This window comes from Scandinavium goeteborgense, from assembly GCF_003935895.2.
GTDB classification, from domain to species: Bacteria; Pseudomonadota; Gammaproteobacteria; order Enterobacterales; family Enterobacteriaceae; genus Scandinavium; species Scandinavium goeteborgense.
On the sequence record NZ_CP054058.1, the window covers coordinates 4,019,497 to 4,044,507 of the forward strand.

General features: G+C 56.7%; 23 protein-coding genes. 13 read left to right on the forward strand and 10 right to left on the reverse strand.

What is annotated here, in order from left to right:
• Positions 1 to 116 precede the first annotated feature (116 nt).
• From lptG to A8O29_RS22600, 3 genes are all read right to left on the reverse strand, one after another.
• Complete coding sequence (gene lptG, locus A8O29_RS19980; RefSeq protein ID WP_125355848.1) at positions 117 to 1,199, reverse strand: LPS export ABC transporter permease LptG; 1,083 nt, start codon at positions 1,197 to 1,199, stop codon at positions 117 to 119.
• Positions 1,199 to 2,299, reverse strand: coding sequence for an LPS export ABC transporter permease LptF (gene lptF, locus A8O29_RS19985; RefSeq protein ID WP_125355849.1), 1,101 nt, complete (start codon positions 2,297 to 2,299; stop codon positions 1,199 to 1,201). Before lptF ends, lptG begins: the two co-directional genes overlap by 1 nt.
• 63 nt (positions 2,300 to 2,362) lie before the next feature.
• A complete protein-coding gene (locus A8O29_RS22600; RefSeq protein WP_217448718.1) occupies positions 2,363 to 2,413 on the reverse strand; it encodes a hypothetical protein in 51 nt (16 codons plus the stop codon).
• Positions 2,414 to 2,566: 153 nt separating this feature from the next.
• Between A8O29_RS22600 and pepA the strand changes: the two genes are divergently transcribed.
• The 4 genes from pepA (at position 2,567) to A8O29_RS20005 (ending at position 8,080) form a co-directional block, all read left to right on the forward strand.
• Positions 2,567 to 4,078, forward strand: coding sequence for a leucyl aminopeptidase (gene pepA, locus A8O29_RS19990; protein WP_110512184.1), 1,512 nt, complete (start codon positions 2,567 to 2,569; stop codon positions 4,076 to 4,078).
• A gap of 78 nt (positions 4,079 to 4,156) precedes the next feature.
• Positions 4,157 to 4,600 carry a DNA polymerase III subunit chi gene (gene holC, locus A8O29_RS19995; protein WP_110512183.1) on the forward strand — a complete coding sequence of 148 codons (444 nt, stop codon included), beginning with the start codon at positions 4,157 to 4,159 and terminating at the stop codon, positions 4,598 to 4,600.
• Positions 4,600 to 7,455, forward strand: a complete 2,856-nt coding sequence (locus A8O29_RS20000) for a valine--tRNA ligase (RefSeq protein ID WP_125355851.1) — start codon at positions 4,600 to 4,602, stop codon at positions 7,453 to 7,455. Before holC ends, A8O29_RS20000 begins: the two co-directional genes overlap by 1 nt.
• A 121-nt stretch (positions 7,456 to 7,576) precedes the next feature.
• Positions 7,577 to 8,080, forward strand: coding sequence for a GNAT family N-acetyltransferase (locus A8O29_RS20005; RefSeq protein WP_125355853.1), 504 nt, complete (start codon positions 7,577 to 7,579; stop codon positions 8,078 to 8,080).
• Positions 8,081 to 8,160: 80 nt separating this feature from the next.
• Here the strand turns inward: A8O29_RS20005 and miaE are convergent, their stop codons facing one another.
• Both miaE and rraB read right to left on the reverse strand, forming a co-directional pair.
• Positions 8,161 to 8,922, reverse strand: a complete 762-nt coding sequence (miaE, locus tag A8O29_RS20010; protein ID WP_125355855.1) for a tRNA isopentenyl-2-thiomethyl-A-37 hydroxylase MiaE — start codon at positions 8,920 to 8,922, stop codon at positions 8,161 to 8,163.
• 71 nt (positions 8,923 to 8,993) lie between these two features.
• Positions 8,994 to 9,419 carry a ribonuclease E inhibitor RraB gene (rraB, locus tag A8O29_RS20015; protein WP_110512178.1) on the reverse strand — a complete coding sequence of 142 codons (426 nt, stop codon included), beginning with the start codon at positions 9,417 to 9,419 and terminating at the stop codon, positions 8,994 to 8,996.
• Positions 9,420 to 9,517: 98 nt separating this feature from the next.
• On the opposite strand from rraB, the gene argL reads away from it, so the two are divergent.
• Together argL and argF are read left to right on the forward strand one after the other, a co-directional pair.
• Entirely contained in the window at positions 9,518 to 9,613 is a 96-nt protein-coding gene (argL, locus tag A8O29_RS22995) for a putative translational regulatory protein ArgL (RefSeq protein WP_235033683.1), read from the forward strand.
• Positions 9,583 to 10,590, forward strand: coding sequence for an ornithine carbamoyltransferase (argF, locus tag A8O29_RS20020; protein ID WP_174081405.1), 1,008 nt, complete (start codon positions 9,583 to 9,585; stop codon positions 10,588 to 10,590). Before argL ends, argF begins: the two co-directional genes overlap by 31 nt.
• A gap of 94 nt (positions 10,591 to 10,684) precedes the next feature.
• Here the strand turns inward: argF and A8O29_RS20025 are convergent, their stop codons facing one another.
• A complete protein-coding gene (locus tag A8O29_RS20025) occupies positions 10,685 to 11,137 on the reverse strand; it encodes a YhcH/YjgK/YiaL family protein (RefSeq protein WP_125355857.1) in 453 nt (150 codons plus the stop codon).
• 195 nt (positions 11,138 to 11,332) lie between these two features.
• Between A8O29_RS20025 and pyrL the strand changes: the two genes are divergently transcribed.
• From pyrL to A8O29_RS20045, 4 genes are all read left to right on the forward strand, one after another.
• Positions 11,333 to 11,470, forward strand: a complete 138-nt coding sequence (pyrL, locus tag A8O29_RS20030) for a pyr operon leader peptide (RefSeq protein ID WP_110512175.1) — start codon at positions 11,333 to 11,335, stop codon at positions 11,468 to 11,470.
• A gap of 2 nt (positions 11,471 to 11,472) precedes the next feature.
• Positions 11,473 to 12,408: an aspartate carbamoyltransferase gene (pyrB, locus tag A8O29_RS20035; RefSeq protein WP_125355859.1), complete on the forward strand. Its 936-nt coding sequence runs from the start codon at positions 11,473 to 11,475 to the stop codon at positions 12,406 to 12,408.
• 11 nt (positions 12,409 to 12,419) lie between these two features.
• Positions 12,420 to 12,881 (forward strand): aspartate carbamoyltransferase regulatory subunit, encoded by a 462-nt coding sequence (pyrI, locus tag A8O29_RS20040; protein ID WP_125355861.1) that lies wholly within the window; start codon positions 12,420 to 12,422, stop codon positions 12,879 to 12,881.
• A gap of 83 nt (positions 12,882 to 12,964) precedes the next feature.
• A complete protein-coding gene (locus A8O29_RS20045) occupies positions 12,965 to 13,351 on the forward strand; it encodes an enamine/imine deaminase (protein WP_110512172.1) in 387 nt (128 codons plus the stop codon).
• 114 nt (positions 13,352 to 13,465) lie between these two features.
• Here A8O29_RS20045 and A8O29_RS20050 read toward each other — a convergent pair whose 3' ends face one another.
• The 3 genes from A8O29_RS20050 to mgtL all read right to left on the reverse strand — a co-directional run bounded on the left by A8O29_RS20050 (position 13,466) and on the right by mgtL (position 19,167).
• A complete protein-coding gene (locus tag A8O29_RS20050) occupies positions 13,466 to 15,859 on the reverse strand; it encodes a beta-N-acetylhexosaminidase (protein WP_125355863.1) in 2,394 nt (797 codons plus the stop codon).
• Positions 15,860 to 16,249: 390 nt separating this feature from the next.
• Positions 16,250 to 18,958 (reverse strand): magnesium-translocating P-type ATPase, encoded by a 2,709-nt coding sequence (gene mgtA, locus A8O29_RS20055; protein ID WP_174081406.1) that lies wholly within the window; start codon positions 18,956 to 18,958, stop codon positions 16,250 to 16,252.
• A 155-nt stretch (positions 18,959 to 19,113) separates the two neighbouring features.
• Complete coding sequence (gene mgtL / locus A8O29_RS23000) at positions 19,114 to 19,167, reverse strand: mgtA regulatory leader peptide MgtL (RefSeq protein WP_373422899.1); 54 nt, start codon at positions 19,165 to 19,167, stop codon at positions 19,114 to 19,116.
• Between the two features lie 186 nt (positions 19,168 to 19,353).
• Here mgtL and treR point away from each other — a divergent pair, with 186 nt between their 5' ends.
• The 3 genes from treR to treC all read left to right on the forward strand — a co-directional run bounded on the left by treR (position 19,354) and on the right by treC (position 23,553).
• A complete protein-coding gene (treR, locus tag A8O29_RS20060; RefSeq protein WP_133461362.1) occupies positions 19,354 to 20,301 on the forward strand; it encodes a trehalose operon repressor TreR in 948 nt (315 codons plus the stop codon).
• 126 nt (positions 20,302 to 20,427) lie between these two features.
• Positions 20,428 to 21,846 carry a PTS trehalose transporter subunit IIBC gene (gene treB / locus A8O29_RS20065; protein ID WP_174081436.1) on the forward strand — a complete coding sequence of 473 codons (1,419 nt, stop codon included), beginning with the start codon at positions 20,428 to 20,430 and terminating at the stop codon, positions 21,844 to 21,846.
• Positions 21,847 to 21,897: 51 nt separating this feature from the next.
• Positions 21,898 to 23,553 (forward strand): alpha,alpha-phosphotrehalase, encoded by a 1,656-nt coding sequence (gene treC, locus A8O29_RS20070; protein WP_174081407.1) that lies wholly within the window; start codon positions 21,898 to 21,900, stop codon positions 23,551 to 23,553.
• Positions 23,554 to 23,641: 88 nt separating this feature from the next.
• Here the strand turns inward: treC and celB are convergent, their stop codons facing one another.
• Positions 23,642 to 24,994 (reverse strand): PTS cellobiose transporter subunit IIC, encoded by a 1,353-nt coding sequence (gene celB, locus A8O29_RS20075; RefSeq protein ID WP_125355699.1) that lies wholly within the window; start codon positions 24,992 to 24,994, stop codon positions 23,642 to 23,644.
• Between the last annotated feature and the right edge of the window lie 17 nt (positions 24,995 to 25,011).

A 25,011-nucleotide genomic window follows, 5' to 3' on the forward strand; every position in this document is an offset into this window, starting at 1 on the left:
CGGCGAGCATTGTGCGTAATGTAGGCCCGGCAAGCATTGCGCGTAATATAGGCCCGGCAAGCATTGTGCGTAATGTAGGCCCGGCAAGCATCGCGCCGCCGGGCACGGCTTGTGAATTACGCTTTACGCGTCATCAACCACAGGCTAATCAGGAAGAAGCTGGCACTTGGCAACAGCGCGCCGAGAAACGGCGGTATGCCGTACACCAGCGTTAACGGGCCGAAGATCTGGTCGAGAACGTAGAACACAAAACCGAAGCTTATCCCCGTGACCACACGCACACCCATCGCCACGCTTCGCAGCGGGCCGAAGATGAACGATAGCGCCATCAGCATCATGACCGCCACCGACATCGGCTGGAAGATTTTACTCCACATATTCAGCTGGTAGCGCCCGGCATCCTGGCCGCTCGACTTCAGATATTTCACGTAATTGTGCAGGCCGCTTATCGACAGCGCATCCGGGTCCAGCGCCACGACGCCGAGTTTGTCCGGCGTGAGGTTGGTTTTCCAGGTCCCGCTAACGGTCTGCGAACCGGTCACCTGCTTCGGATTGCTCAGGTTGGATTCATCCACCTGCGACAGGCGCCAGGCCTTGGCATCTTTATCAAACTTCGCCGACGCCGCGTAGCGCACCGACTGCAAACGACGCTGATCGTTGAAGCTGTAAATGCTGATGGCACCCAGCTCGTCATCGCCTTTGATACGTTCGATGTAGATGTAGTTGTTGCCGTCTTTCGCCCACATGCCTTGCTGCGTGGACAGCAGCGAACCGCCGTACATCGCCTGCGCACGCAGGTTACGCGCCATTTGCTCGCCCTGCGGAGCCACCCATTCGCCGATTGCCATAGTCAGCAGCACCAGCGGGATCGCGGTTTTCATTACCGACATCGCCACCTGCATACGGGTGTAACCCGATGCCTGCATGACCACCAGTTCACTGCGCTGCGCCAGCATCCCCAGGCCTAACAACGCGCCCAGAAGCGCGGCCATCGGGAAGAAGATCTGCACATCTTTCGGCACGCTGAGCAAGGTATACATGCCCGCGCCGACCGCGTCATAGGTGCCCTGCCCGGCTTTTTTCAGCTGGTCAACGAACTTGATGATGCCCGAGAGCGACACCAGCATGAACAACGTCATCATGATGGTGGTGAAAATAGTTCTACCGATATAGCGGTCGAGTACGCCAAATAACTGCATTATACCGCTCCTTTCCCGCTAAGCCGTGCACGAATACGACGCATCGGCACCGTATCCCAGACGTTCAGGAGTACAGCCAGGCCGAAGTACAGCAGGTTAATCACCCACATCCAGACAGTCGGGTCAATTTTGCCTTTGCCACCGTTGGATTTAAGTGAGGTTTGCACCAGGAAGAACACCAGATACAGCAGCATCGCGGGCAGCATCGACAGGACGCGCCCCTGACGCGGGTTCACCACGCTAAGCGGAACCACCATCAACGCCATGATAAACACCGTCGCTATCAGCGTTAAACGCCAGTGCAGCTCTGCATTCGCCCGTGGCGTATCTGCGTGCCACAGCGCACTCATGCCCATCTGTTCGGTGTCGTTAGGATCAAGCGCAACCGTCTGATGACCGATGATGGCCTGGTAATCCTGGAAATCAGTAATACGGAAATCGCGCAGCATCGCGGTGCCTTCAAAGCGGGTGCCTTTGTTCAGGTTCACCACCTGAGAGCCGTCATTCTGCTGCGAGAGGTGTCCGGAATCGGCCACAACCACCGACGGACGCGCGTTACCCTTGGTACGAATTTGCGCCATAAACACATCGTGGAACTGGCTGCCTTTGACGTTTTCGATAAACAGCACTGAATTGCCGTCGCTCGCCTGCTGGAACTGGCCCTGGGCCAATGCCGCCATGCCGGGGTTGGCTTTGGCTTCCGCCAGCACTTCGTCCTGATGACGCGAAGACCACGGTCCGGCCCACATCACGTTAACCGCGGCCACGATGGCAGTAAACAGGGCGAGGATCATCGCGGCTTTCACCAGCACGGCTTTACTCAGGCCGCACGCGTGCATCACCGTAATTTCACTGTCGGTGTAGAGTTTGCCCAGCGTCATCAACAGGCCGAGGAACAGACTGAGGGGCAGAATAAGTTGCGCCATTTCTGGCACCCCGAGACCCAACAGGGAAAGCACGAGGTTTGTCGGGATGTCGCCATCTACCGCTGCGCCGAGGATCCTGACCAATTTCTGGCAGAAAAAGATCAGAAGCAGGATGAAGAGGATCGCCAGCTGGCTTTTCAGCGTCTCCCGCACGAGATATCTTATGATTATCACTATAAATACGCCCGTTAAAACCCGTCTTATTACAGGAAAATTGCTTGTTTCATGGCTTAAACGTCATTTATTCTCTTGAGTCGTCGAAAACATCGCTAAGATTATATGACTCAGCGGCTTTACGTTTCAGACCCGGTTCTGACGAGCCAACATCGCGATATCGTTAAGATTAACACGAAGTCACCGCAACAGCGGACATGAGTTACGAAAGCTTGCAATTCTATCCGTAGCCACCGCCGTTGTCTTTAAGATTCAGGAGCGTAGTGCATGGAGTTCAGTGTAAAAAGCGGTAGCCCGGAGAAACAGCGGAGCGCCTGCATCGTTGTTGGCGTCTTTGAACCACGCCGTCTCTCCCCGATAGCCGAGCAACTTGATAAAATCAGCGACGGCTATATCAGCGCCCTGCTGCGTCGTGGCGAGCTGGAAGGCAAACCAGGCCAGACTCTGCTGCTGCACCACGTGCCGAACGTGCTCTCTGAGCGCATTCTGCTGATTGGTTGCGGCAAAGAACGCGAGCTTGATGAGCGTCAGTATAAGCAAGTTATTCAGAAAACGATCAATACCCTGAATGACACCGGCTCGATGGAAGCGGTTTGCTTCCTGACCGAGCTGCACGTTAAAGGCCGCAATAACTACTGGAAAGTGCGCCAGGCGGTTGAAACGGCTAAAGAAACGCTTTACAGCTTCGACCAGTTGAAAACCAACAAAAGCGAGCCACGTCGCCCGCTGCGTAAAATGGTCTTCAACGTGCCAACCCGTCGCGAACTGACCAGCGGCGAGCGCGCAATTCAGCACGGTCTGGCGATTGCCTCCGGTATCAAAGCCGCGAAAGATCTCGGCAATATGCCGCCGAACATCTGCAACGCCGCGTACCTGGCGTCCCAGGCGCGTCAGCTGGCAGATTCCTACAGCAAGAACGTCATCACCCGCGTTATCGGCGAACAGCAGATGCGCGAACTGGGGATGCACTCTTATCTGGCGGTCGGCAACGGCTCACAGAACGAGTCCCTGATGTCGGTCATTGAATACAAAGGCAATCCGTCCGAAGATGCGCGTCCTATCGTGCTGGTTGGCAAAGGCCTGACCTTTGACTCCGGCGGTATCTCCATCAAGCCAGCCGAAGGCATGGACGAGATGAAGTACGACATGTGCGGTGCGGCGGCGGTGTACGGCGTGATGCGGATGGTGGCAGAGCTTCAACTGCCGCTGAACGTGGTCGGCGTGCTCGCGGGCTGTGAAAACATGCCGGGCGGACGCGCGTATCGTCCAGGCGACGTGCTGACCACCATGTCCGGGCAAACGGTTGAAGTGTTGAACACCGATGCCGAAGGCCGTCTGGTGCTGTGCGATGTGCTGACTTACGTTGAGCGTTTCGAACCGGAAGCGGTGATCGACGTGGCGACGCTGACCGGCGCGTGCGTGATTGCGCTGGGCCATCACATCACCGGCCTGATGTCGAACCACAACCCGCTGGCGCATGAGCTTATCGGCGCGTCCGAACAGGCTGGCGACCGCGCGTGGCGTCTGCCGCTGGGCGACGAGTATCAGGAACAGCTGGAAACTAACTTTGCGGATATGGCCAACATCGGCGGTCGTCCTGGCGGCGCCATTACCGCAGGCTGCTTCCTGTCGCGCTTTGCCCGCAAGTACAACTGGGCGCACCTCGACATCGCCGGCACCGCATGGCGTTCCGGGAAAGCCAAAGGCGCTACCGGTCGTCCGGTTGCCCTGCTGTCTCAGTTCCTGTTGAACCGCGCAGGATTTAGCGGCGAAGAGTAATAACGTGGTTGCCCGGCGGCGCATTGCTTGCCGGGCCTACACGGTCTGGTTTAAATCCACTACAAGAAGCCCCATATTATGAAGAATGCGACGTTCTATATTCTGGACAATGACACTCAACAGGATGGCCTAAGCGCCGTCGAACAACTGGTGTGTGACGTTGCCGCAGATCGTTGGCGGGCGGGCAAACGCATTCTGATCGCCTGTGAAGACGAAAAGCAGGCCATTCGCCTCGATGAGGCGTTGTGGTCGCGACCCCCGGAAAGCTTTGTGCCACACAATTTGTCCGGTGAAGGTCCGCGTGGCGGCGCGCCGGTGGAAATCGCCTGGCCGCAAAAACGTAACAGCAGCCCGCGGGATATACTGATTAGCCTGCGCGTGGGCTTTGCAGATTTTGCCACCGCTTTCACAGAAGTGATAGACTTCGTACCTCACGAAGACTCTTTAAAACAACTGGCGCGCGATCGCTACAAAGCGTACCGCATGGCTGGTTTTAACCTGAATACGGCAACCTGGAAATAATGGAAAAGACATATAACCCACAAGATATCGAACAGCCGCTTTACGAGCACTGGGAAAAGCAGGGCTATTTCAAACCGAATGGTGATGAAAGCCAGGAAAGCTTCTGCATCATGATCCCGCCGCCGAATGTCACCGGCAGTTTGCATATGGGTCATGCCTTCCAGCAAACCATCATGGACACCATGATCCGCTACCAGCGCATGCAGGGTAAAAACACCCTGTGGCAGGCTGGTACTGACCATGCGGGTATCGCTACCCAGATGGTGGTTGAGCGTAAGATTGCCGCTGAAGAAGGTAAAACCCGTCACGACTACGGTCGCGATGCCTTTATCGACAAAATCTGGCAGTGGAAAGCAGAATCCGGCGGCACCATTACCCGCCAGATGCGCCGTCTCGGTAACTCCGTAGACTGGGAGCGCGAGCGTTTCACTATGGACGAAGGTCTTTCCAATGCCGTGAAAGAAGTCTTCGTTCGCCTGTACAAAGACGATTTAATTTATCGTGGTAAGCGTCTGGTCAACTGGGACCCGAAACTGCGTACCGCGATTTCTGACCTGGAAGTGGAAAACCGCGAGTCTAAAGGCTCAATGTGGCACATCCGCTATCCGCTGGCCGACGGTGCAAAAACAGCCGACGGTAAAGATTACCTGGTGGTGGCGACCACCCGTCCGGAAACCCTGCTGGGCGATACCGGCGTGGCCGTTAACCCGGAAGATCCGCGTTATAAAGACTTGATTGGCAAATTCCTGGTGCTGCCGCTGGTTAACCGCCGCATTCCAATCGTGGGCGATGAACACGCCGACATGGAAAAAGGCACCGGCTGCGTGAAAATCACCCCGGCCCACGACTTTAACGACTACGAAGTCGGTAAACGTCACGCTCTGCCGATGATCAACATCCTGACTTTCGATGGCGATATCCGCGAAAGCGCGCAGGTCTTCGACACCAAAGGTGAAGAATCCGACGTATACGCCGCCGATATCCCGGCTGAATTCCAGAAGCTGGAGCGTTTTGCCGCGCGTAAAGCGGTGGTTGCGGCCATCGACGCCCTCGGCCTGCTCGAAGAAATCAAACCTCACGACTTGACCGTGCCGTACGGTGACCGTGGTGGCGTGGTTATCGAACCGATGCTGACCGACCAGTGGTACGTGCGTGCTGACGTGCTGGCCAAACCGGCGGTGGAAGCCGTTGAAAACGGTGACATCCAGTTCGTACCGAAGCAGTACGAAAACATGTATTTCTCCTGGATGCGCGATATTCAGGACTGGTGTATCTCCCGTCAACTGTGGTGGGGTCACCGTATCCCTGCATGGTACGACAACGACGGCAACGTCTATGTGGGCCGCACCGAAGACGAAGTCCGTCAGGAAAATAACCTGAGCGCCGACGTTGCGCTGCGCCAGGACGAAGACGTGCTCGACACCTGGTTCTCCTCTGCGCTGTGGACCTTCTCCACCCTCGGCTGGCCGGAAAACACCGACGCGCTGCGTCAGTTCCATCCAACCAGCGTGATGGTTTCCGGCTTCGACATCATCTTCTTCTGGATTGCCCGCATGATCATGATGACCATGCACTTCATCAAAGATGAAGACGGCAAGCCGCAGATCCCGTTCAAGACCATCTACATGACCGGTCTGATTCGTGATGACGAAGGCCAGAAGATGTCTAAATCCAAGGGCAACGTCATTGACCCACTGGATATGGTCGACGGGATTTCGCTGGCAGACCTGCTGGAGAAACGTACCGGCAACATGATGCAGCCGCAGCTGGCAGAGAAAATCGCCAAGCGCACCGAGAAGCAATTCCCGGACGGTATCGAGCCGCACGGTACCGACGCCCTGCGTTTCACCCTGGCAGCGCTGGCCTCTACTGGCCGCGACATCAACTGGGACATGAAGCGTCTGGAAGGTTACCGTAACTTCTGTAACAAGCTGTGGAACGCCAGCCGCTTTGTGCTGATGAACACCGAAGACCAGGATTGTGGCTTCAATGGCGGCGAAATGACGCTGTCGCTGGCAGATCGCTGGATCCTCGCCGAGTTCAACCAGACCATCAAAGCGTACCGTGACGCGCTGGATAACTTCCGCTTCGATATCGCCGCGGGCATCCTGTACGAGTTCACCTGGAACCAGTTCTGCGACTGGTATCTGGAGCTGACCAAACCGGTAATGACCGGCGGAACTGATGCCGAACTGCGCGGCACTCGCCATACGCTGGTGACGGTGCTGGAAGGTCTGCTGCGTATTGCGCACCCGATCATTCCGTTCATCACCGAAACCATCTGGCAGCGCGTGAAGGTTATCGCCGGTATTTCTGCCGACACCATCATGCTGCAGCCGTTCCCGGCGTTCGATGCCGCTCAGGTTGATGAAGCCGCGTTGGCCGATACCGAATGGCTGAAGCAGGCCATCATCGCGGTACGTAACGTTCGCGCTGAAATGAACATCTCCCCGGGTAAACCGCTGGAGCTGCTGCTGCGCGGTTGCAGTAAAGATGCGGAGCGTCGTGTGAACGACAACCGCAGCTTCCTGCAAACGCTGGCGCGTCTGGAAAGCATCACCGTGCTGTCTGCCGATGACAAAGGTCCGGTTTCCGTGACCAAAATTATCGACGGCGCTGAACTGCTGATCCCAATGGCGGGCCTCATCAACAAAGAAGATGAACTGGCACGTCTGGCGAAAGAAGTGGCGAAAATCGAAGGTGAGATTGGCCGCATCGAAGGCAAGCTGTCGAACGAAGGTTTCGTGGCGCGTGCCCCAGAAGCGGTTATCGCCAAAGAGCGCGAGAAGCTGGACGGCTACGCTGAAGCAAAAGCGAAGCTGATTGAGCAGCAGGCCGTTATCGCTGCACTGTAATACCTCAACCCCTTACGCGGCGACGCGTAAGGGGTCTCCCCGCTAAAATATCCCTGCTTGCACTGCTTTTTCTGCAATGTTATTAACTGCGTTAACTGTCATTTTTTTCATGAGTAATGCGATGAACGTACTGACCGAGACCGCAACGACGTTGCGTCGAATAACGACGATAGACAACCCAGCGATTGCCAGCGTCATTCGCAAGGTCTCTGCCGAATACGGCCTCACAGCCGATAAAGGCTATACCGTTGCTGACCCGAACCTCGACGAGCTGTATCAGCTCTACAGCCAGCCAGGACACGCTTATTGGGTGATAGAACAGAACGGGAAAGTCGTGGGCGGCGGCGGCGTAGCACCGTTAACCTACAGCGAACCGGACATTTGCGAGCTGCAAAAAATGTATTTTCTACCTGAAGCGCGCGGAAAAGGCTTCGCGAAGAAGCTGGCGCTGCTGGCAATGGATCACGCTCGTGAGCACGGGTTTACCCGCTGCTATCTGGAAACAACGGCGTTTCTGACGGACGCTATCGCGCTGTATGAACGCCTCGGTTTTGAGCATATCGCTGAGCCGCTGGGCTGTACCGGCCACGTCGATTGTGAAGTACGGATGCTGAAAACGCTGTAATGCAGTTTGGTGCGGGATTCTTCCCCTCTCCCCTGCCTCAAGCGTTGCACCGAACAGTCCCCTCTCCCTGTGGGAGAGGGTTAGGGAGAGGGGATCCCGCTATGAAAACGGAACTCCGCATCTGGCGTTGAAATCAGCGCCGCTTCCACTTCCCCGAAATGGCGCACGCGCGGTGTGATATCGTCGTCTGACACCTGCTGAGCCAACGCCAGATAATCCTGATAATGCCGCGCCTCGGAGCGCAGTAGCGACAGATAAAACTTCTGCAGTTCATCATCCAGATGCGGTGCCAGCGCGGCAAAACGCTCGCAGGAGCGCGCCTCGATGTACGCCCCGCAAATCAGCTTATCGATAAGTGTCAGCGGTTCGTGAGTGCGCACTTCCTTAAGCATACCTTTGGCGTAGCGGCTGGCGGTTATCTTGACGTAAGGAATGTCCCGTGCGGTCATGATTTCCCGCACCTGCCAAAAGTGATGCAGCTCTTCTTTGATGAGCAGCACCATGCTGTCGATGAGCTGTCGGCCCCAGGCGTCGTCTGTCTGCGGCATCACGCTTTTACCAATCTGCTTTTGCAGGGCGACAAAATCAGGTTCAGGACCGCCACGAAATGCAAAGGCTTCGTACGGCTGCAGCCACGCCAGCAGCGCATCGGCCCCGGCTTTATCGGCCACGTATTTGCGTACCAACAGCATGGCAGTCTGCGCGGCTTTCAGCTCGCACACCAGATGGTCAGTCAGCAACAGAGGAAGGTGTTCAGGAGAACGGGCCCGGTCTATCCACGCCTGCGGCGTTGGGCACTGGAGAAAGGTTAAAACAGGAGCGAGTATTTGCGGGTAATGCATGAGTCTTGCGCGGTCTCGTGGATAAACGCTAAATAAAATGCGGCAGCAGGCGCTGCCGCATCCGTCATTACTTAGTGGCGAACGCCATCGTCGTCTTCGTCGATCTCGTCTTCGTCATCACCTTCTTCACCTTCACCGTTAGGATCTTCGAAGTAGGTTCCCCAGCCGTCATATTCCACACCAAACTTTTCTGCGAGGTTCATCAGCTGTTCAACCTGTGAATCAATGAGCTCCGGGTTCAGGGCGCATTCGCTAAGCGCGTCGCAGCAGATAACCACTTCGCCGCCTTCTTCCACTTCCAGCTCTTCCGGCTCGGTCACTTCGTAACCCAGTTTGAAGACTTCAACGGCCACTTTCTCCAGCGTTTCAAAATCGTCCGCAGAGAAATGGTGCTCGATGGTGTACAGCGCGTCCGGATCGCTGCCATCATCCAGTAACTCTTCAATAATCAGACGCGTCTCTTCACGCTGCTCTTCCAGGTGCTCCGGGTTTGCCATAGCTCGTTCCTCATGATGTGCGGCAGATACTTCTATTTTCACATACCGCAGTCAATGCCTCCACCTTTCCGAGAAAGAATTGTGAAACGGGGTTGCAAATGAATATTCATACATATAAATTGAATTTTAATTCAATAAGTGGCTTAAGCCATGAGAGGAAAATATGTCTGCGTTATACCAGAACCATTTTTTGAAATTACTGGATTTTACCCCTGCGCAACTCACTCACCTGCTGGCGCTGGCCGCACAGCTGAAAGCCGATAAAAAAAGCGGCAACGAAGTGGCAAAACTGACCGGCAAAAATATCGCGCTCATCTTCGAAAAAGACTCGACCCGTACCCGATGCTCTTTCGAAGTTGCCGCATACGATCAGGGCGCGCGCGTCACGTACCTCGGCCCTAGCGGCAGCCAGATTGGCCATAAAGAGTCGATCAAAGACACCGCGCGCGTGCTGGGCCGGATGTACGACGGCATTCAGTATCGCGGTCACGGCCAGGAAGTCGTTGAAACGCTGGCGCAATATGCAGGCGTTCCGGTGTGGAACGGGCTGACCAACGAGTTCCACCCGACGCAGCTGCTGGCCGATTTACTGACCATGCAGGAACACCTGCCGGGCAAAGCGTTCAATGAAATGACGCTGGTGTATGCGGGCGATGCGCGCAATAACATGGGCAATTCGGTGCTCGAAGCGGCGGCGCTGACGGGGCTGGATTTACGCCTGGTGGCCCCGCAAAGCTGCTGGCCAGAAGCGAGTCTGGTTGCGGAATGCAAAGCGTTGGCGCAGAAGAACGGCGGCAACATTACCCTGACAGAAGATGTCGCTGTGGGCGTGAAAGACGCCGATTTCATTTATACCGATGTGTGGGTGTCGATGGGCGAAGCGAAGTCAAAATGGGCCGAACGTATCGGGCTGCTGCGTGACTACCAGGTGAATAAGAACATGCTGGCGCTGACCGGCAATCCGCAGGTGAAGTTCCTGCATTGCCTGCCCGCCTTCCATGATGACGAGACCACACTCGGAAAACAGATGGCCGAAGAGTACGGTTTACACGGCGGAATGGAGGTCACGGACGAGGTATTTGAGTCGGCAGCGAGCATTGTTTTCGATCAGGCCGAAAACCGGATGCATACCATTAAAGCGGTGATGGTGGCGACGCTGGCACAGGCTTGATCCCCTGGATATGCCCGGCGGCGCGTTGCTTGCCGGGCCTACAAAACGGTCGTAGGCCCGGTCAGCGCAGCGCCACCGGGCATCAAACCCACGATCATTCAACCAACATCTTCACCACGGCCTTGCGCACCTTCGCAGGCGTACCCACGGCGCACAGCGGTTTATGCACTTCGCCGGGGTAGAACACCACGAAATCCCCTTCGCTCAGCACCACGGTTTTTTCCTGCACGCCTTCCGGCAGAAACGCGATGTCTTTATCCGCCAGCCAGTCGGTGTCCGGCTTGCCCGCGGGCTGGGTGCTAAACGTCATCCCTTCCTGGCCTTTGAGGATGATTTGAATATCGAGATATTTCGCATGATATTCCGCGCGACGCTCAGCAAACGGCTCAGTGCTGTCTTCGGAAATCAGATAAAACAGACGGTTACCGTCGATATCGTGTTTCCCAAGCGGCGTGGCGTCAGTCACGTGTGCCTTAACGTGTTCGATGGCCTGGCGCAGTTCCAGCGGCAGCCAATCATGCAGATGGTGAATATTTCCGGCGATCATTAAAACCTCCAAATATAAAACAATGTTTCATTTTGGATTTTTATACCCGCAATCGCCAGGCCACACCACTCCTTTTTTAGGGATATTTGCACTGGCGCAGGATCTTTTAAAGCAAACGTTTTCCTGTCTGTGAACGAATCGCTTGAATCCCGCGCTTAGCTGCGTATAATGCCAGCCGATTTGCCGGGAGGAAGCATGGTCAACTGCGTTCGACATTCTGTCTTACCGCGTCTGAAAACAGACGCTGGCCTGCCGTTTTTCTCCCGTTGCATCACCCCATTCAAGAAGCCCCTTTTTAAGGGGCTTTTTTTTTGCCCAGGCGTCAGGAGATAACCATGGCTAATCCGCTATATCAAAAACATATCATTTCCATAAACGATCTCAGCCGCGAAGACCTCGAACTGGTGCTGGCGACTGCCGCCAAACTGAAAGCGCACCCGCAGCCGGAGTTGCTGAAGCATAAGGTTATCGCCAGCTGCTTCTTTGAAGCCTCAACCCGCACCCGCCTGTCGTTCGAAACGTCGATGCACCGTCTGGGCGCAAGCGTAGTGGGCTTCTCGGACAGCACCAACACCTCGCTGGGCAAAAAAGGCGAAACCCTCGCCGACACCATTTCCGTGATCAGCACCTACGTGGACGCCATCGTGATGCGCCACCCGCAGGAAGGCGCGGCGCGTCTGGCGACCGAGTTTTCTGGCAATGTGCCCATCCTCAACGCCGGTGATGGCGCCAACCAGCATCCGACGCAAACCCTGCTCGACCTGTTCACCATCCAGGAAACCCAGGGCCGTCTGGAAAACCTAAGCATCGCGATGGTCGGCGACCTGAAATATGGCCGCACCGTGCACTCCCTGACCCAGGCGCTGGCGAAGTTTAATGGCAACCGTTTCTACTTTATCGCCCCGGACGCGCTGGCCATGCCGCAGTACATTCTTGATATGCTCGATGAAAAAGGCATTGTCTGGAGCCTGCATGGCACCATCGAAGAAGTGATGGCGGAAGTGGATATTCTGTATATGACTCGCGTACAGAAAGAGCGTCTGGACCCGTCCGAATACGCCAACGTGAAGGCGCAGTTTGTCCTGCGAGCGGCCGATCTCGACGGCGCGCGCAGCAACATGAAAGTGCTGCACCCGCTGCCACGCATTGATGAAATCACTACTGATGTCGATAAAACGCCGCACGCCTGGTACTTCCAGCAGGCCGGTAACGGCATCTTCGCGCGCCAGGCGTTACTGGCGCTGGTTCTGAACAGCGACCTGGCTCTGTAAGGGGAATGACGATGACACACGATACTAAACTTCAGGTAGAAGCCATCAAGCGTGGCACGGTGATTGACCATATCCCGGCGCAAATCGGCTTTAAGCTGCTGACGCTGTTCAAACTGACCGAAACCGACCAGCGCATCACCATCGGCCTGAACCTGCCATCTGGCGAAATGGGCCGTAAAGATTTGATTAAGATTGAGAATACCTTCCTGACCGACGAGCAAGTCAACCAGCTGTCGCTGTATGCGCCGGACGCCACAGTCAATCGCATCGACGACTACGAGGTGGTGGGTAAATCGCGTCCGAGCCTGCCGGAGCGCATCGAAGCGGTGCTCATCTGCCCGAACAGTAACTGCATCAGCCACGCGGAGCCGGTTTTATCCAGCTTTAGCGTCAAAAAGCGCGCCGACGATATCGCCCTGAAGTGCAAATACTGTGAAAAAGAGTTCTCTCATACTGTGGTGTTGGCCAACTAATTGAGGTTGGTATCAGAAGCCGGGCTGCCTATAATGGCCCGGTTACGCTAGACCCTAATCCCGCTGTCACAAATGGAGACATCATGACTAAAGTTATCGCGACGGAAAATGCACCAGCAGCCATCGGCCCATACGTTCAGGGCGTTGATTTAGGCAGTATGATTATCACTTCCGGTCAGATCCCGGTGTGCCCAAAAACCGGCACCGTAGCCGAAGACGTTTCCGCTCAGGCGCGTCAGTCTCTGGAAAACGTACAGGCTATCGTTGAAGCCGCAGGCCTGAAAGTGGGCGACATCGTGAAAACCACCGTTTTCGTGAAAGATCTCAACGATTTCGCCACCGTTAATGCCACCTACGAAGCGTTCTTCACCGAGCATAACGCAACCTTCCCGGCACGTTCATGTGTGGAAGTTGCGCGTCTGCCGAAAGATGTGAAAATTGAAATCGAAGCGATTGCCGTTCGTCGTTAATCGCCACGCATGCCCGGCGGCATTACGCCACCGGGTTTTGTAGGCCCGTGGGCAACCGTGACCGAGCTGCAAGACTCGTAGGCCCGGTAAGCAAAGCGCCACCGGGCAACCGTTTTACTCTATCCGCGTTGCGCGCAGCAGCGTTTCCAACGGATACACCGCCGCAATCACCACTTCATCCTGCGTTTTCGCCGCTTCATCCAGCTGCGACTGAATAGACGCATACTCTTTGTCATCCAGCGTGCCCTGTCGCGCCACCAAATCGGTTAATCGCAACCCTAACGCAGCCAGTTTATCGACCTGCAACGCCACCGGTTTCATACTCGCCAGCTGATGATTGCCGTCGGTCAGCACCAGCACATCCGCGGTGTTGTTCTGCCAGCGGGTGAAGACGTGGCGCAGTGCATCGGCACTCTCGTTATCTTCCGCGTCGCTGATCAAATTATCCGCCCACTCATTGAGCTGACGCACAGTGTTGCTCTCTGCCGGTAGCGCGTCGGCAAAACGGTTCAGCGGCTCAAAGGCGTGATAATTCCCGGCCTGGAATTTCAGGTGCTGGCGGGTGTAATACTGCGCAGGCTCAATCGCCTGCGCGAGGATCATCAGCGGTAGCGTGCTGCCGCCGTTTGCCAGCCGCGTGAATTGCACCAGCTGCTGCGTGTGCTGCTGCAGCCCGACGGACACCGTCGACCAGCTATCGATCGCCTGCAAGCGCTGATACATGTTGTCGGTATCGGTCACATCTTTCGCCGACCACAGGCGTTCTGCCACCACGAATCCGCGTGGCCACAGGCGGATATCCAGCACCGGGGCGACGATGTTTTCCGCCCACAGCGCGGCTTCACCACCGAGCAGATTCTTCTGCTGCGCTTCATCCGGCACCACCGGTTGAATGCCTTTCGGCACATCATCCAGGCGCTCCCCGACAATCGGATAGCGGACGTTGCCCACCAGGAAATAGCCTTTCAGTTGGTCATCGTGAATGCTCAGCACCGGACGGGTTTCGCCCATCCAGGTATCCACCGTGAAGGTTACCTGGTCCGGGCTCAGCCATTCGATATCGTCCACCGCGCGGCGGGATTTACCTTTGAAATCAATAAACCCACGCCATTCCTGGTCGCCTTTGACCAGCGTAAAGGTGCCTTCAACGGCGCTGCCCTTCAGGCGCGGCATGGTGAAGGTCCAGCTTTGGGCGCTATCGGCATCGCTGATTTTATCGATGCCGTTCAGGCCCTGCGGCACGATTTCATTGCGATAGTGATAAGCGGCACTTTGCGGCTGATCGAGGTAGAAGCCGGTCGACAGAATGCCTTTGTAGCCATTTTTCGCCACGTCGCCCAGCGCGTCCTGCCCTTGCCAGGACTGGATCAGAATGCTTTTCGGCAGGTCCGGATGATAAATTTCATCCCAGCCGACCATCTGGCGATGGTGTTTTTCGAGGATCGTTTCCAGCTTGCGGTTGAAGTACGCCTGCAGGGCGTGGCTGTCCGCCAGCTTGTTCTCCTGCATAAATTTCTGAATCGCCGGATTGTTTTTCCACTGGGTGTCATCCACTTCATCGCCGCCGATGTGCAAATACGGATCCGGGAAGATAGCCGCCAGTTCGCCGACCATCGTGTCCGCAAAGGCGTAAGTCGCTTCTTTGGTCGGGTCGAGCACCGGTTTCAGCACGCCCCAGTGGCGCTCCATTTCATACGGGCCCGGGGCGCTCATCAGTTCCGGATACGCCACCGCAATGGCCGAAGCGTGTCCCGGCATATCGATTTCCGGCACCACACGAATGCCGCGTTCCGCCGCGTAGCGCACGATGTCTTTCATCTGCGCCTGGGTGTAAAACTTGCCGTCGCTGGCGAGCTGTTGCAATTTCGGGTAACGCGTCGATGCAAAACGCCAGCCCTGATCGTCGGTCAGATGCCAGTGGAAGACGTTGAGTTTGGCCGCCGCCATGCCATCGAGCTGACGTTTGATATCCTCAATCGGCAGGAAGTGGCGCGCAGAATCCAGCAGTACGCCGCGCCATGGGAAGCGGGGCGTATCCTCAATGGTGACATAAGGAAGCGCGGTATTGTCCGGCCCGTTTTGCAGCAATTGCAGCAGCGTTTCAATGCCGTGCAGCGCGCCAAATCGGGTGTTGGCAGTCAGCTTCACGCCGCTTTCATCCACCACCAGCTTATAGCTTTCATCGCTGTCCGGCCGCGGAATGATCGGGACTTTATGCGCGATAACGATATCAATCGTCGGTGATTTTGCAGCCGCGCTTTGCGGCACCATTTCCCAGCCGGTCTGGCGGCCAATACGCGCGCGCAGACGGTTTACCGTATCACCTAAATCATCCCCGGAAAGATTGATCGTGAGCTGGTTATTCAGCACCAGCGCCCCCTGCGCCGAAGGGCGTTCAACCTGAGCCGGCCACGGCATCAGCGGTAAATCTCCGGCAGGCGTTGCCAGCGCAAAGCCGCTCAATAAGAGTCCGGTCGTCAACAAGCTGTAGCGCACAGTTTTAAGCATGAGGGTTCCTTTATGACGGGCCAAAAAAAGGCAATCCAATGAGGTAACACGAGGGATATTAAGGGTCAAGAGCGAGGCGCGACCTGCGTCACAACTTACTGGTAATTCAGTAAAATGCCATGAAAGTGTTGTGGCTGGTTCTCCCCCTCTCCCCTGCCCTCTCCCTGCCCTCTCCCATAGGGAGAGGGAGAAAACCAAAGCGCTCAACAGTTCCCTCTCCCATAGGGAGAGGGAGAAACCAAAGCGCTCAACAGTTCCCTCTCCCATAGGGAGAGGGAGAAAACCAAAGCGCTTAACAGTTCCCTCTCCCATAGGGAGAGGGAGAAAACCAAAGCGCTTAACAGTTCCCTCTCCCTGTGGGAGAGGGTTAGGGAGAGGGGAAACGCCACCTTACTGCCAACCATAACGCCGGGTATAGAACCCTTTCACCAGCTGCGTCAGCGTCATATACGCCACCAGAATCGCCACCAGCCACGGGAAGTAGGACAGCGGCAGCGGTTGCAGCGACAGATACGTCGCCAGCGGCGAGAACGGCAGCGCGATACCGACCACCATCACAACCAGGGTCATCACAATCAGCGGCCATGCGGCACGGCTCTGGATGAACGGAATGCGGCGCGTGCGGATCATGTGCACAATCAGGGTCTGCGACAGCAGTCCAACCACGAACCAGCCGGACTGGAATAACGTCTGGTGTTCAGGCGTATTGGCGTGGAATACAAACCACATCAGGCAAAACGTCAAAATGTCGAAAATGGAGCTGATCGGGCCGAAGAAAATCATGAAACGCCCCAAATCTGCCGGGTTCCAGCGCTGCGGCTTCTGAATCTGCTCGTCGTCAACGTTATCAAACGGAATCGCCACCTGGGATACATCGTACAGCAGGTTCTGAATCAGTAAGTGCAACGGCAGCATTGGCAGGAACGGCAGGAACGCGCTCGCCACCAACACGCTGAAGACATTACCGAAGTTAGAACTGGCGGTCATTTTGATGTATTTCAGCATATTGGCGAAAGTCCGGCGGCCTTCAATCACCCCTTCTTCCAGCACCATCAGGCTTTTTTCCAGCAGAATGATATCTGCCGCTTCACGCGCGATATCCACCGCGCCGTCAACGGAGATCCCGATATCCGCCGCACGCAGCGCGGGTGCATCGTTGATGCCGTCGCCCATAAAGCCGACCACGTGACCTTCGCGTTTCAGCAATGTGACGATGCGTTCTTTATGCATCGGCGTCAGGCGGGCGAACAGCGTGGTGCGTTTTGCCAGCGCCGCCAGCGCGTCGTCGCTCATCGCATCCAGGCTGCTGCCGACCACCACGTCGCCCACGTCCAGGCCGACTTCATGACACACTTTCGCCGCCACTAACTCACTGTCACCGGTGAGGATTTTGACGCTGATCCCGCTCGCCTTCAGCGCTTTCAGCGCCGGCGCGGTGGTTTCTTTCGGCGGATCGAGGAACGCGATGTAACCTTCGAGGATCAGATCCGCTTCATCAACCCGCTGATAATCCCCTTCACGCGCAGGCAGATATTTCGTCGCCACCGCCACCACACGCAGGCCCTGACGGTTCAGCGTATCGGTCACACGTTTGATACGCCGCAGCATGGTGTCGTCCAGCGGTACGATGTCACCGTTGTAGCGCACCTGCGTACAGACGTTGAGGATCTCCTGCAACGCGCCTTTGCAAATTAGCTGATGCACATCGTCCTGCTCAGCCACCACCACGGACATCCGGCGGCGCTCAAAGTCGAACGGGATCTCGTCGATTTTCTGCCAGCGTTCGGACAGCCCACGCGCCGAGTTTTCATCGACGCCTTCCAGCACCGCGGTATCCAGCAGGTTTTTCAGCCCGGTCTGATAATGGCTGTTCAGCCAGGCGTTATGCAGCACGCGTTCGCTGGTTTTGCCGGAGATATCGGTGTGATTCTCCAGCACGATTTTGTCCTGCGTCAGGGTGCCGGTTTTGTCGGTGCAAAGAATATCCATCGCGCCAAAGTTCTGGATGGCGTCGAGGTGTTTAACAATCACTTTCTGTTTCGACAGCTTCACCGCCCCGCGCGCCAGCGTGGAAGTGACGATCATCGGCAGCATTTCCGGGGTCAGGCCGACCGCCACGGACAGCGCAAACAGCGCCGCTTCCCACCAGTCACCTTTGGTGTAGCCGTTGATCAGCAGTACCACCGGGGCCATCACCAGCATAAAACGGATCAGCAGCATGCTGACGCGGCTAATGCCTTTCTGGAATGCGTTCGGCTCGTTTTCCTGTTCGCTCACCCGCCCGGCCAGTTGACCAAACCAGGTGTTGCCGCCGGTCGCGAAGACAATCGCCTGCGCCGTGCCGCTCACCACGTTGGTGCCCATAAAGCAGATAGTGTCGCTTTCCAGCGGGTTACTTTGCTGCGGCACACGGGTGCGCGCCACTTTCTCTACCGGCAAAGATTCTCCGGTGAGCGAGGCCTGAGCCACGAACAGATCGCGGGCCTGAAATACGCGCAGATCCGCCGGGATCATGTCTCCGGCAGACAGTTTTACGATATCGCCCTGCACCAGCCGATCGAGAAGGATCTCAAGCCAGCGGCTTTCGCCTTGATCGTTGACCACCCGCAGCACCGTCGCGGTGTTGCTGACCATCGCTTTCAGCGCATCCGCTGCCCTGGTGGATCGCGCTTCCTGAACGAAGTTCAACAGAGTGGAAATCCCCACCATCAGCGCGATTACCCCGGCCGCGAACACGTCTTCGGTGGAGTATGAAATAAGCCCGAGAAGGGTCAGTAGCAAGTTAAACGGGTTGCGATAGCACAGCCACAGATGCACCCACCACGGCGATGGCTTCTGCGCCGGGATAACATTGCTGCCGTGCTGTTCGCGAGCGTCTTCCACTTCCGACGGATTCAGCCCTTCCGGGTGGCTGTGAAAGGCACGCCAGATTTCATTTTCATCCATCGCCGCGACGTTAAGACACTGTTTGCTTAACGAGTCCGGGATCGGCGTGGCAGCCAGATTTTTACCGTCAGGCAGCGGGTCGCGGCTAACCAGACGATGTGGCAGGTGGCGGCTGAGCTGCGCGAACAGCTGCCGGGTAATGTTTTTCAGCATAATACGTCCCTCTGCGCTCACCGTTCGGCGATCGCGGGTTTCTAACAGGCACAGCAAAGCCGCACCTGAAGGGCACTTTATGTGTTAAAACAGGGACATCAGAGAAGGGACGTCACTGCCTCACGCGTTGTCCGGCAAGGCAGTGCAAGACTGGCTTACCGGAAAAAAATGTTGCTCCATCGATGATGGGGAGTGGGATCGGGATCCATACAGCCTCCGGTAAGTGAAAAAACGCGGCACACGAGATGTGCAGAGAATGACAATGCGCAGCGACAATGCCAGTATCCTACGCCTAAATTCCTAAACGAAACGTATACCAGACTTTACCCATTGAACTGTTTCTCGGCGCGTTTACGCTTATAATCACACCGCCTTTACTGACACGGGAAAAAAGGATGCAAAACCGGCTGACTATCAAAGACATTGCGCGCTTAAGCGGCGTTGGGAAATCAACTGTCTCCCGTGTCCTGAATAACGAGAGCGGCGTCAGCCAGCGAACCCGCGAACGGGTGGAAGCGGTGATGAATCAGCATGACTTTTCCCCTTCCCGTTCGGCCCGGGCGATGCGCGGTCAGAGCGATAAAGTGGTGGCGATCATTATGAGCCGTCTGGATTCGCTGTCGGAAAACCTCGCGGTGCAGACCATGCTTCCGGCCTTCTACGAGCAGGGTTACGACCCGATCATGATGGAAAGCCAGTTCTCCGCGGAGAAGGTGACGGAGCATCTCGGCATGTTGCGCCGCCGCAATATCGACGGCGTGGTGCTGTTTGGTTTTACCGGTATTTCCGACGCAATGCTTACGCCGTGGCGCGACACTCTGGTGATGCTGGCGCGCGACGCCAAAGGCATTGCCTCGGTGTGCTACGACGATGAAGGGGCCATCACGCTGCTGATGCAGGCGCTGTTTGATAAAGGCCACCGCCACATCAGCTATCTCGGCGTGCCGCACAGCGATGTGACCACCGGGAAGCGCCGCCACAATGCGTATCTCACCTTCTGCAAACAACACAAACTGCACCCGGTCGCTGCCCTGCCCGGCCTGGCCATGAAACAGGGTTACGACGCCGTCGCCAGCGTCACCCACAGCGAAACCACCGCGCTGGTGTGTGCCACCGATACCCTGGCGCTCGGTGCCAGCAAATATCTGCAAGAACAGCGCAACGACACCCTGCAACTCGCCAGCGTCGGCAACACGCCGCTGATGAAGTTCCTGCACCCGGAAATTGTGACCGTCGATCCCGGCTACGGCGAAGCCGGACGCCAGGCCGCACACCAGTTGATCGAACAGATCAACGGCCGCGCACAGCCACAGCAGCTGGTGATCCCCGCCGCCCTGACCTGACGTTTCACCGATCGCAAAACGATTTATTGTGATCGCCGCCCTGTTTCGGGAACGTTCCCATTTTGCAAAATAAGCGAAACGGATAGGCTTGCGTCCAGGTCATTACTCTCTTCTTGAGGCTTCATGATGAGCAAAGTCAGACAACAGGATATCGATCAGCTGATCGAATTGGTGGGCGGTCGGGACAACATCGCCACGGTCAGCCACTGCATTACCCGCCTGCGTTTCGTGCTGAACGATCCGGCGAAGGCCAACCCGAAAGCCATCGAAGAATTGTCGATGGTCAAAGGCTGCTTCACCAACGCCGGGCAGTTCCAGGTGGTTATCGGCACCGACGTGGGCGATTACTACAAAGTGCTGATCGCCAGCACCGGGCAGGCTTCAGCCGATAAAGAGCAGGCCAAACTGGCAGCACGCCAGAACATGAAATGGCACGAGCGGATGATCTCGCACTTCGCGGAGATCTTCTTCCCGCTGCTGCCAGCGCTGATCAGCGGGGGCCTGATCCTCGGTTTCCGTAACGTCATCGGCGATGTGCCGATGAGCAACGGCCAGACCCTGGCGCAGATGTATCCGGGCCTGAAAACCCTGTATGACTTCCTGTGGCTGATTGGCGAGGCTATCTTCTTCTATCTGCCGGTCGGCATCTGCTGGTCTGCGGTTAAGAAAATGGGCGGCACCCCGATCCTCGGCATCGTACTGGGGGTCACGCTAGTTTCTCCGCAGCTGATGAACGCCTACGAACTCGGGAGCAAAATCCCGGACGTGTGGAACTTCGGTCTGTTTGCGATTGAGAAAGTCGGCTATCAGGCGCAGGTGATCCCGGCATTACTGGCGGGTCTGGCGCTCGGCATGATTGAAACACGCCTCAAACGCATTGTGCCGGATTACCTGTATCTGGTTGTGGTGCCGGTGTGCTCGCTGATCCTCGCGGTGTTCCTGGCCCACGCGCTTATCGGTCCGTTTGGCCGCATGATTGGCGACGGCGTGGCCTTCGCGGTGCGTCACCTGATGACCGGCAGCTTCGCCCCGATTGGTGCCGCGCTGTTCGCCTTCCTTTATGCCCCGCTGGTGATTACCGGCGTGCATCAAACCACGCTCGCCATCGACATGCAGATGATCCAAAGCATGGGCGGGACGCCGGTGTGGCCGCTGATTGCGCTGTCTAACATTGCGCAGGCTTCTGCGGTGGTCGGCATCATTATCTGTAGCAAGAAACATAACGAGCGTGAGATTTCCGTGCCCGCCGCCATTTCCGCCTTCCTCGGCGTGACCGAACCGGCGATGTACGGCATCAATCTCAAATACCGCTTCCCGATGTTATGCGCGATGGTCGGTTCTGGCCTCGCGGGCCTGCTGTGTGGCCTGAACGGCGTGATGGCGAACGGCATTGGCGTCGGTGGCTTGCCGGGCATCCTCTCCATTCAGCCAACGTTCTGGCAGGTGTATGCCGTCGCGATGGCGATTGCCGTGATTATCCCGATTGTTCTCACCACTGCGGTGTATCAGCGTAAGTTCCGTCAGGGCGCGCTACAGATTGTATAAATCCTTTTGGGGCGCGCTTGCGCCCCGTTCTGTTTTAACCAGGAAAGCCTTATGAACAACCTCCCTCACTGGTGGCAAAACGGCGTTATCTACCAGGTCTATCCAAAAAGTTTTCAGGACACCACCGGCAGCGGCACCGGTGATTTACGTGGCGTCACGTTGCGTCTGGAATACCTGAAAACCCTCGGCGTGGACGCCCTCTGGCTGACGCCATTTTATGTCTCACCGCAGGTGGATAACGGCTACGACGTAGCGAATTACACCGCCATCGACCCGGCTTACGGCACGCTGGATGATTTTGACGAACTGGTGACCGAAGCCAAATCACGCGGCATTCGTATCGTGCTGGATATGGTGCTCAACCATACTTCCACGCAGCATCCGTGGTTCCAGGCATCGCTCGACCCGGATAGCCCGCACCGCGAGTTCTACATCTGGCGCGACGGTAAATCCGGCGAATTGCCGAACAACTGGCGTTCAAAATTTGGCGGCAATGCGTGGCAGTGGCACGCCGAAAGCGAGCAGTATTATTTGCACCTTTTCGCCCCGGAACAGGCGGACCTCAACTGGGAAAACCCGGTGGTGCGCGAAGAGCTGAAAAAGGTCTGTGAATTTTGGGCCGATCGCGGCGTCGACGGCCTGCGTCTTGATGTGGTGAATCTGATTTCTAAAGACCCTACGTTCCCGAACGATCCGGTCGGTGATGGGCGCTGTTTCTACACCGACGGCCCGCGCGTTCACGAATTTTTGCAGGAAATAAGCCGCGACGTGTTTATGCCGCGCGACTTAATGACGGTGGGCGAAATGTCCTCCACCACGCTCGATCACTGTCAGCAGTACGCCTCCCTGGCGGGCAATGAGCTGTCGATGACGTTCAATTTCCATCACCTTAAAGTCGACTACCCCGGCGGTGAAAAATGGACGCTCGCCAAACCCGATTATGTGGCGCTGAAAGCGCTGTTCAGCCATTGGCAGCAGGGGATGCACAACCGGGCTTGGAACGCGCTGTTCTGGTGTAATCACGATCAGCCGCGCATCGTGTCGCGCTTTGGTGATGAAGGCGAGTACCGCGTCCTGGCGGCGAAAATGCTGGCGATGGTGCTGCACGGGATGCAGGGCACGCCGTACATTTATCAGGGCGAAGAAATCGGCATGACCAACCCGCATTTCACGACGATCGCCGATTATCGCGACGTGGAAAGCCACAATATGTACGCGGAGCGGCACGCGCAGGGCCGTGATGCTGATGAATTATTGGCGATTCTGGCCACTAAATCGCGCGACAACAGCCGCACACCGATGCAGTGGAACACGGAAACATACGGTGGTTTTACCACCGGTGAGCCGTGGATTGGCCTGGCCGACAACGTGCAGGAAATTAACGTTGAGGCGGCGCTGAAGGACCCGGATTCGGTGTTCTACACCTATCAACAGCTGATTGCCCTGCGGAAAGCCGAGCCGCTGCTGACGTGGGGGAATTATCAGGATCTGCTGCCGGAACATCCGTCGCTGTGGTGCTATCGCCGCGAATGGCAGGGCCAGCAGTTGTGGGTGGTGGCGAACCTCAGCCGTGAAAGCCAGCCGTGGCAGCCGGAAAATGTGGACGGTGAATGGGACGTGGCGATGAGCAACTATCCGAACGTCGATGCCCAGCCGGGCGCGATGACGCTGCGCCCGTTTGAAGCGGTGTGGTGGATACAGAAGTAATGTGTTGAATTGCCCGGCGGCGCAAGCTTGCCGGGCCTACAACGACACATTGCGTAGGCCCGCGCAAGCTTGCGCCGCCGGGCATTTATTACGCGTTTGGTATTCCGGCCATGGTTTCGGCGCTCTCTTTTGTCTGCGACGCATGTTCCTCTTTCGCCTTCAGCTTGTCCCAGGCACGGAAGAACGGATAATAAATCACCAGCGAAATCCCGAGGTTTACCGCCTGCAACACCGTGCCGGAAATGTGTCCGCCGGTCGCCAGATAGCCGCTGATGAAAATCGGCGTGGTGAACGGTAGCGCTATCCCCGCAGGTGGCGCCACCAGCCCGGTCGCCATCGAGGTGTAGGTGACAATCACCAGCAGCACCGGCGTCAGGATAAACGGCAGGAAGAAGTACGGGTTCATCACCAGCGGAATACCAAACACCATCGGTTCGCTGATGTTGAACAGCGCGGCTGGCGCGGCGATTTTACCCAGCTGTTTCATCTGTGCGCTGCGGCTGCGGAACACCATGAAAATCACCAGCCCTAACAGCGCGCCCGTGCCGCCCGGCGCAATCCACAAATCGTAGAACTGCTGAGTGATAATGTGTGGAATCGGCAAGCCGTTCTGGAATGCGGTCAGGTTTTCCGCCATGTTCGACAGCCACACCGGCTGAATGAACACCAGCACAATCGCGTCGCCGTGCAGGCCGAGCGTCCACAAAATTCCAATCAGAATCACCGAGATAATCATCCCCGGCAGCGTGCCGCCGACGTGATGCATCGGGATGCCGATCAACGTCGCAATCATGCTGTTGATGTCGCCGAACGGTGAGGCTTCCACCGCCAGACGCAGCGCCAGCACCACCGCCAGCACGCAGAAACCCGGCACCAGTGCGAGGAACGATTTTGCTACCGCAGGCGGGACGCCGTCCGGCATACGAATCACCAGGTTACGGTTGGCGACAAATCGGTAAATCTCCGTGGAAAGCAGCGAAATCACAATCGCCACAAACAGCCCCTGACTGCCGACCATACTCACCGGAATCACCCCTTTCACCACTTCCGCCGCGCCGTGAACCGGCGTAAACAGCGTGTTCTGCGGAATGGTCATCACGAACGCCACCAGCGACATCGCCCCGGCGGTGAGCGGATCGAGCGTGCGGTATTTTTCCGCCAGGCGATACGCAATGCCGAAGCTCGAAATCAGCGCCATGATGTCGTAGGTCGCTTTCACCGGATACAGCATTTTGTCACGCCAGACGTCGCCAAAAAGATGCGTCATCATGTCGGCGTAACCCGGCACCGGCAGGTAGGCAAAAATCAGGAAAAATGAGCCAATCAGCATAAACGGCATGTTAAGAATGATGCCGTCACGCACCGACAATACGTGCTTCTGCCCGGCGATTTTCAGCGCGACGGGCATGACATAGCGTTCAATAAGCGTAGTTTTTGACATGGTGAAACCCCGTCTCT

Coding starts and splice junctions, on each gene's coding strand:
- lptG (WP_125355848.1), bottom strand. CDS start 1,199: ATGCAGTTATTTGGCGTACTCGACCGCTATATCGGTAGAACTATTTTC.
- pepA (WP_110512184.1), top strand. CDS start 2,567: ATGGAGTTCAGTGTAAAAAGCGGTAGCCCGGAGAAACAGCGGAGCGCC.
- holC (WP_110512183.1), top strand. CDS start 4,157: ATGAAGAATGCGACGTTCTATATTCTGGACAATGACACTCAACAGGAT.
- A8O29_RS20000 (WP_125355851.1), top strand. CDS start 4,600: ATGGAAAAGACATATAACCCACAAGATATCGAACAGCCGCTTTACGAG.
- A8O29_RS20005 (WP_125355853.1), top strand. CDS start 7,577: ATGAACGTACTGACCGAGACCGCAACGACGTTGCGTCGAATAACGACG.
- miaE (WP_125355855.1), bottom strand. CDS start 8,922: ATGCATTACCCGCAAATACTCGCTCCTGTTTTAACCTTTCTCCAGTGC.
- rraB (WP_110512178.1), bottom strand. CDS start 9,419: ATGGCAAACCCGGAGCACCTGGAAGAGCAGCGTGAAGAGACGCGTCTG.
- argL (WP_235033683.1), top strand. CDS start 9,518: ATGAATATTCATACATATAAATTGAATTTTAATTCAATAAGTGGCTTA.
- argF (WP_174081405.1), top strand. CDS start 9,583: ATGTCTGCGTTATACCAGAACCATTTTTTGAAATTACTGGATTTTACC.
- A8O29_RS20025 (WP_125355857.1), bottom strand. CDS start 11,137: ATGATCGCCGGAAATATTCACCATCTGCATGATTGGCTGCCGCTGGAA.
- pyrL (WP_110512175.1), top strand. CDS start 11,333: ATGGTCAACTGCGTTCGACATTCTGTCTTACCGCGTCTGAAAACAGAC.
- pyrB (WP_125355859.1), top strand. CDS start 11,473: ATGGCTAATCCGCTATATCAAAAACATATCATTTCCATAAACGATCTC.
- pyrI (WP_125355861.1), top strand. CDS start 12,420: ATGACACACGATACTAAACTTCAGGTAGAAGCCATCAAGCGTGGCACG.
- A8O29_RS20045 (WP_110512172.1), top strand. CDS start 12,965: ATGACTAAAGTTATCGCGACGGAAAATGCACCAGCAGCCATCGGCCCA.
- A8O29_RS20050 (WP_125355863.1), bottom strand. CDS start 15,859: ATGCTTAAAACTGTGCGCTACAGCTTGTTGACGACCGGACTCTTATTG.
- mgtA (WP_174081406.1), bottom strand. CDS start 18,958: ATGCTGAAAAACATTACCCGGCAGCTGTTCGCGCAGCTCAGCCGCCAC.
- treR (WP_133461362.1), top strand. CDS start 19,354: ATGCAAAACCGGCTGACTATCAAAGACATTGCGCGCTTAAGCGGCGTT.
- treB (WP_174081436.1), top strand. CDS start 20,428: ATGAGCAAAGTCAGACAACAGGATATCGATCAGCTGATCGAATTGGTG.
- treC (WP_174081407.1), top strand. CDS start 21,898: ATGAACAACCTCCCTCACTGGTGGCAAAACGGCGTTATCTACCAGGTC.
- celB (WP_125355699.1), bottom strand. CDS start 24,994: ATGTCAAAAACTACGCTTATTGAACGCTATGTCATGCCCGTCGCGCTG.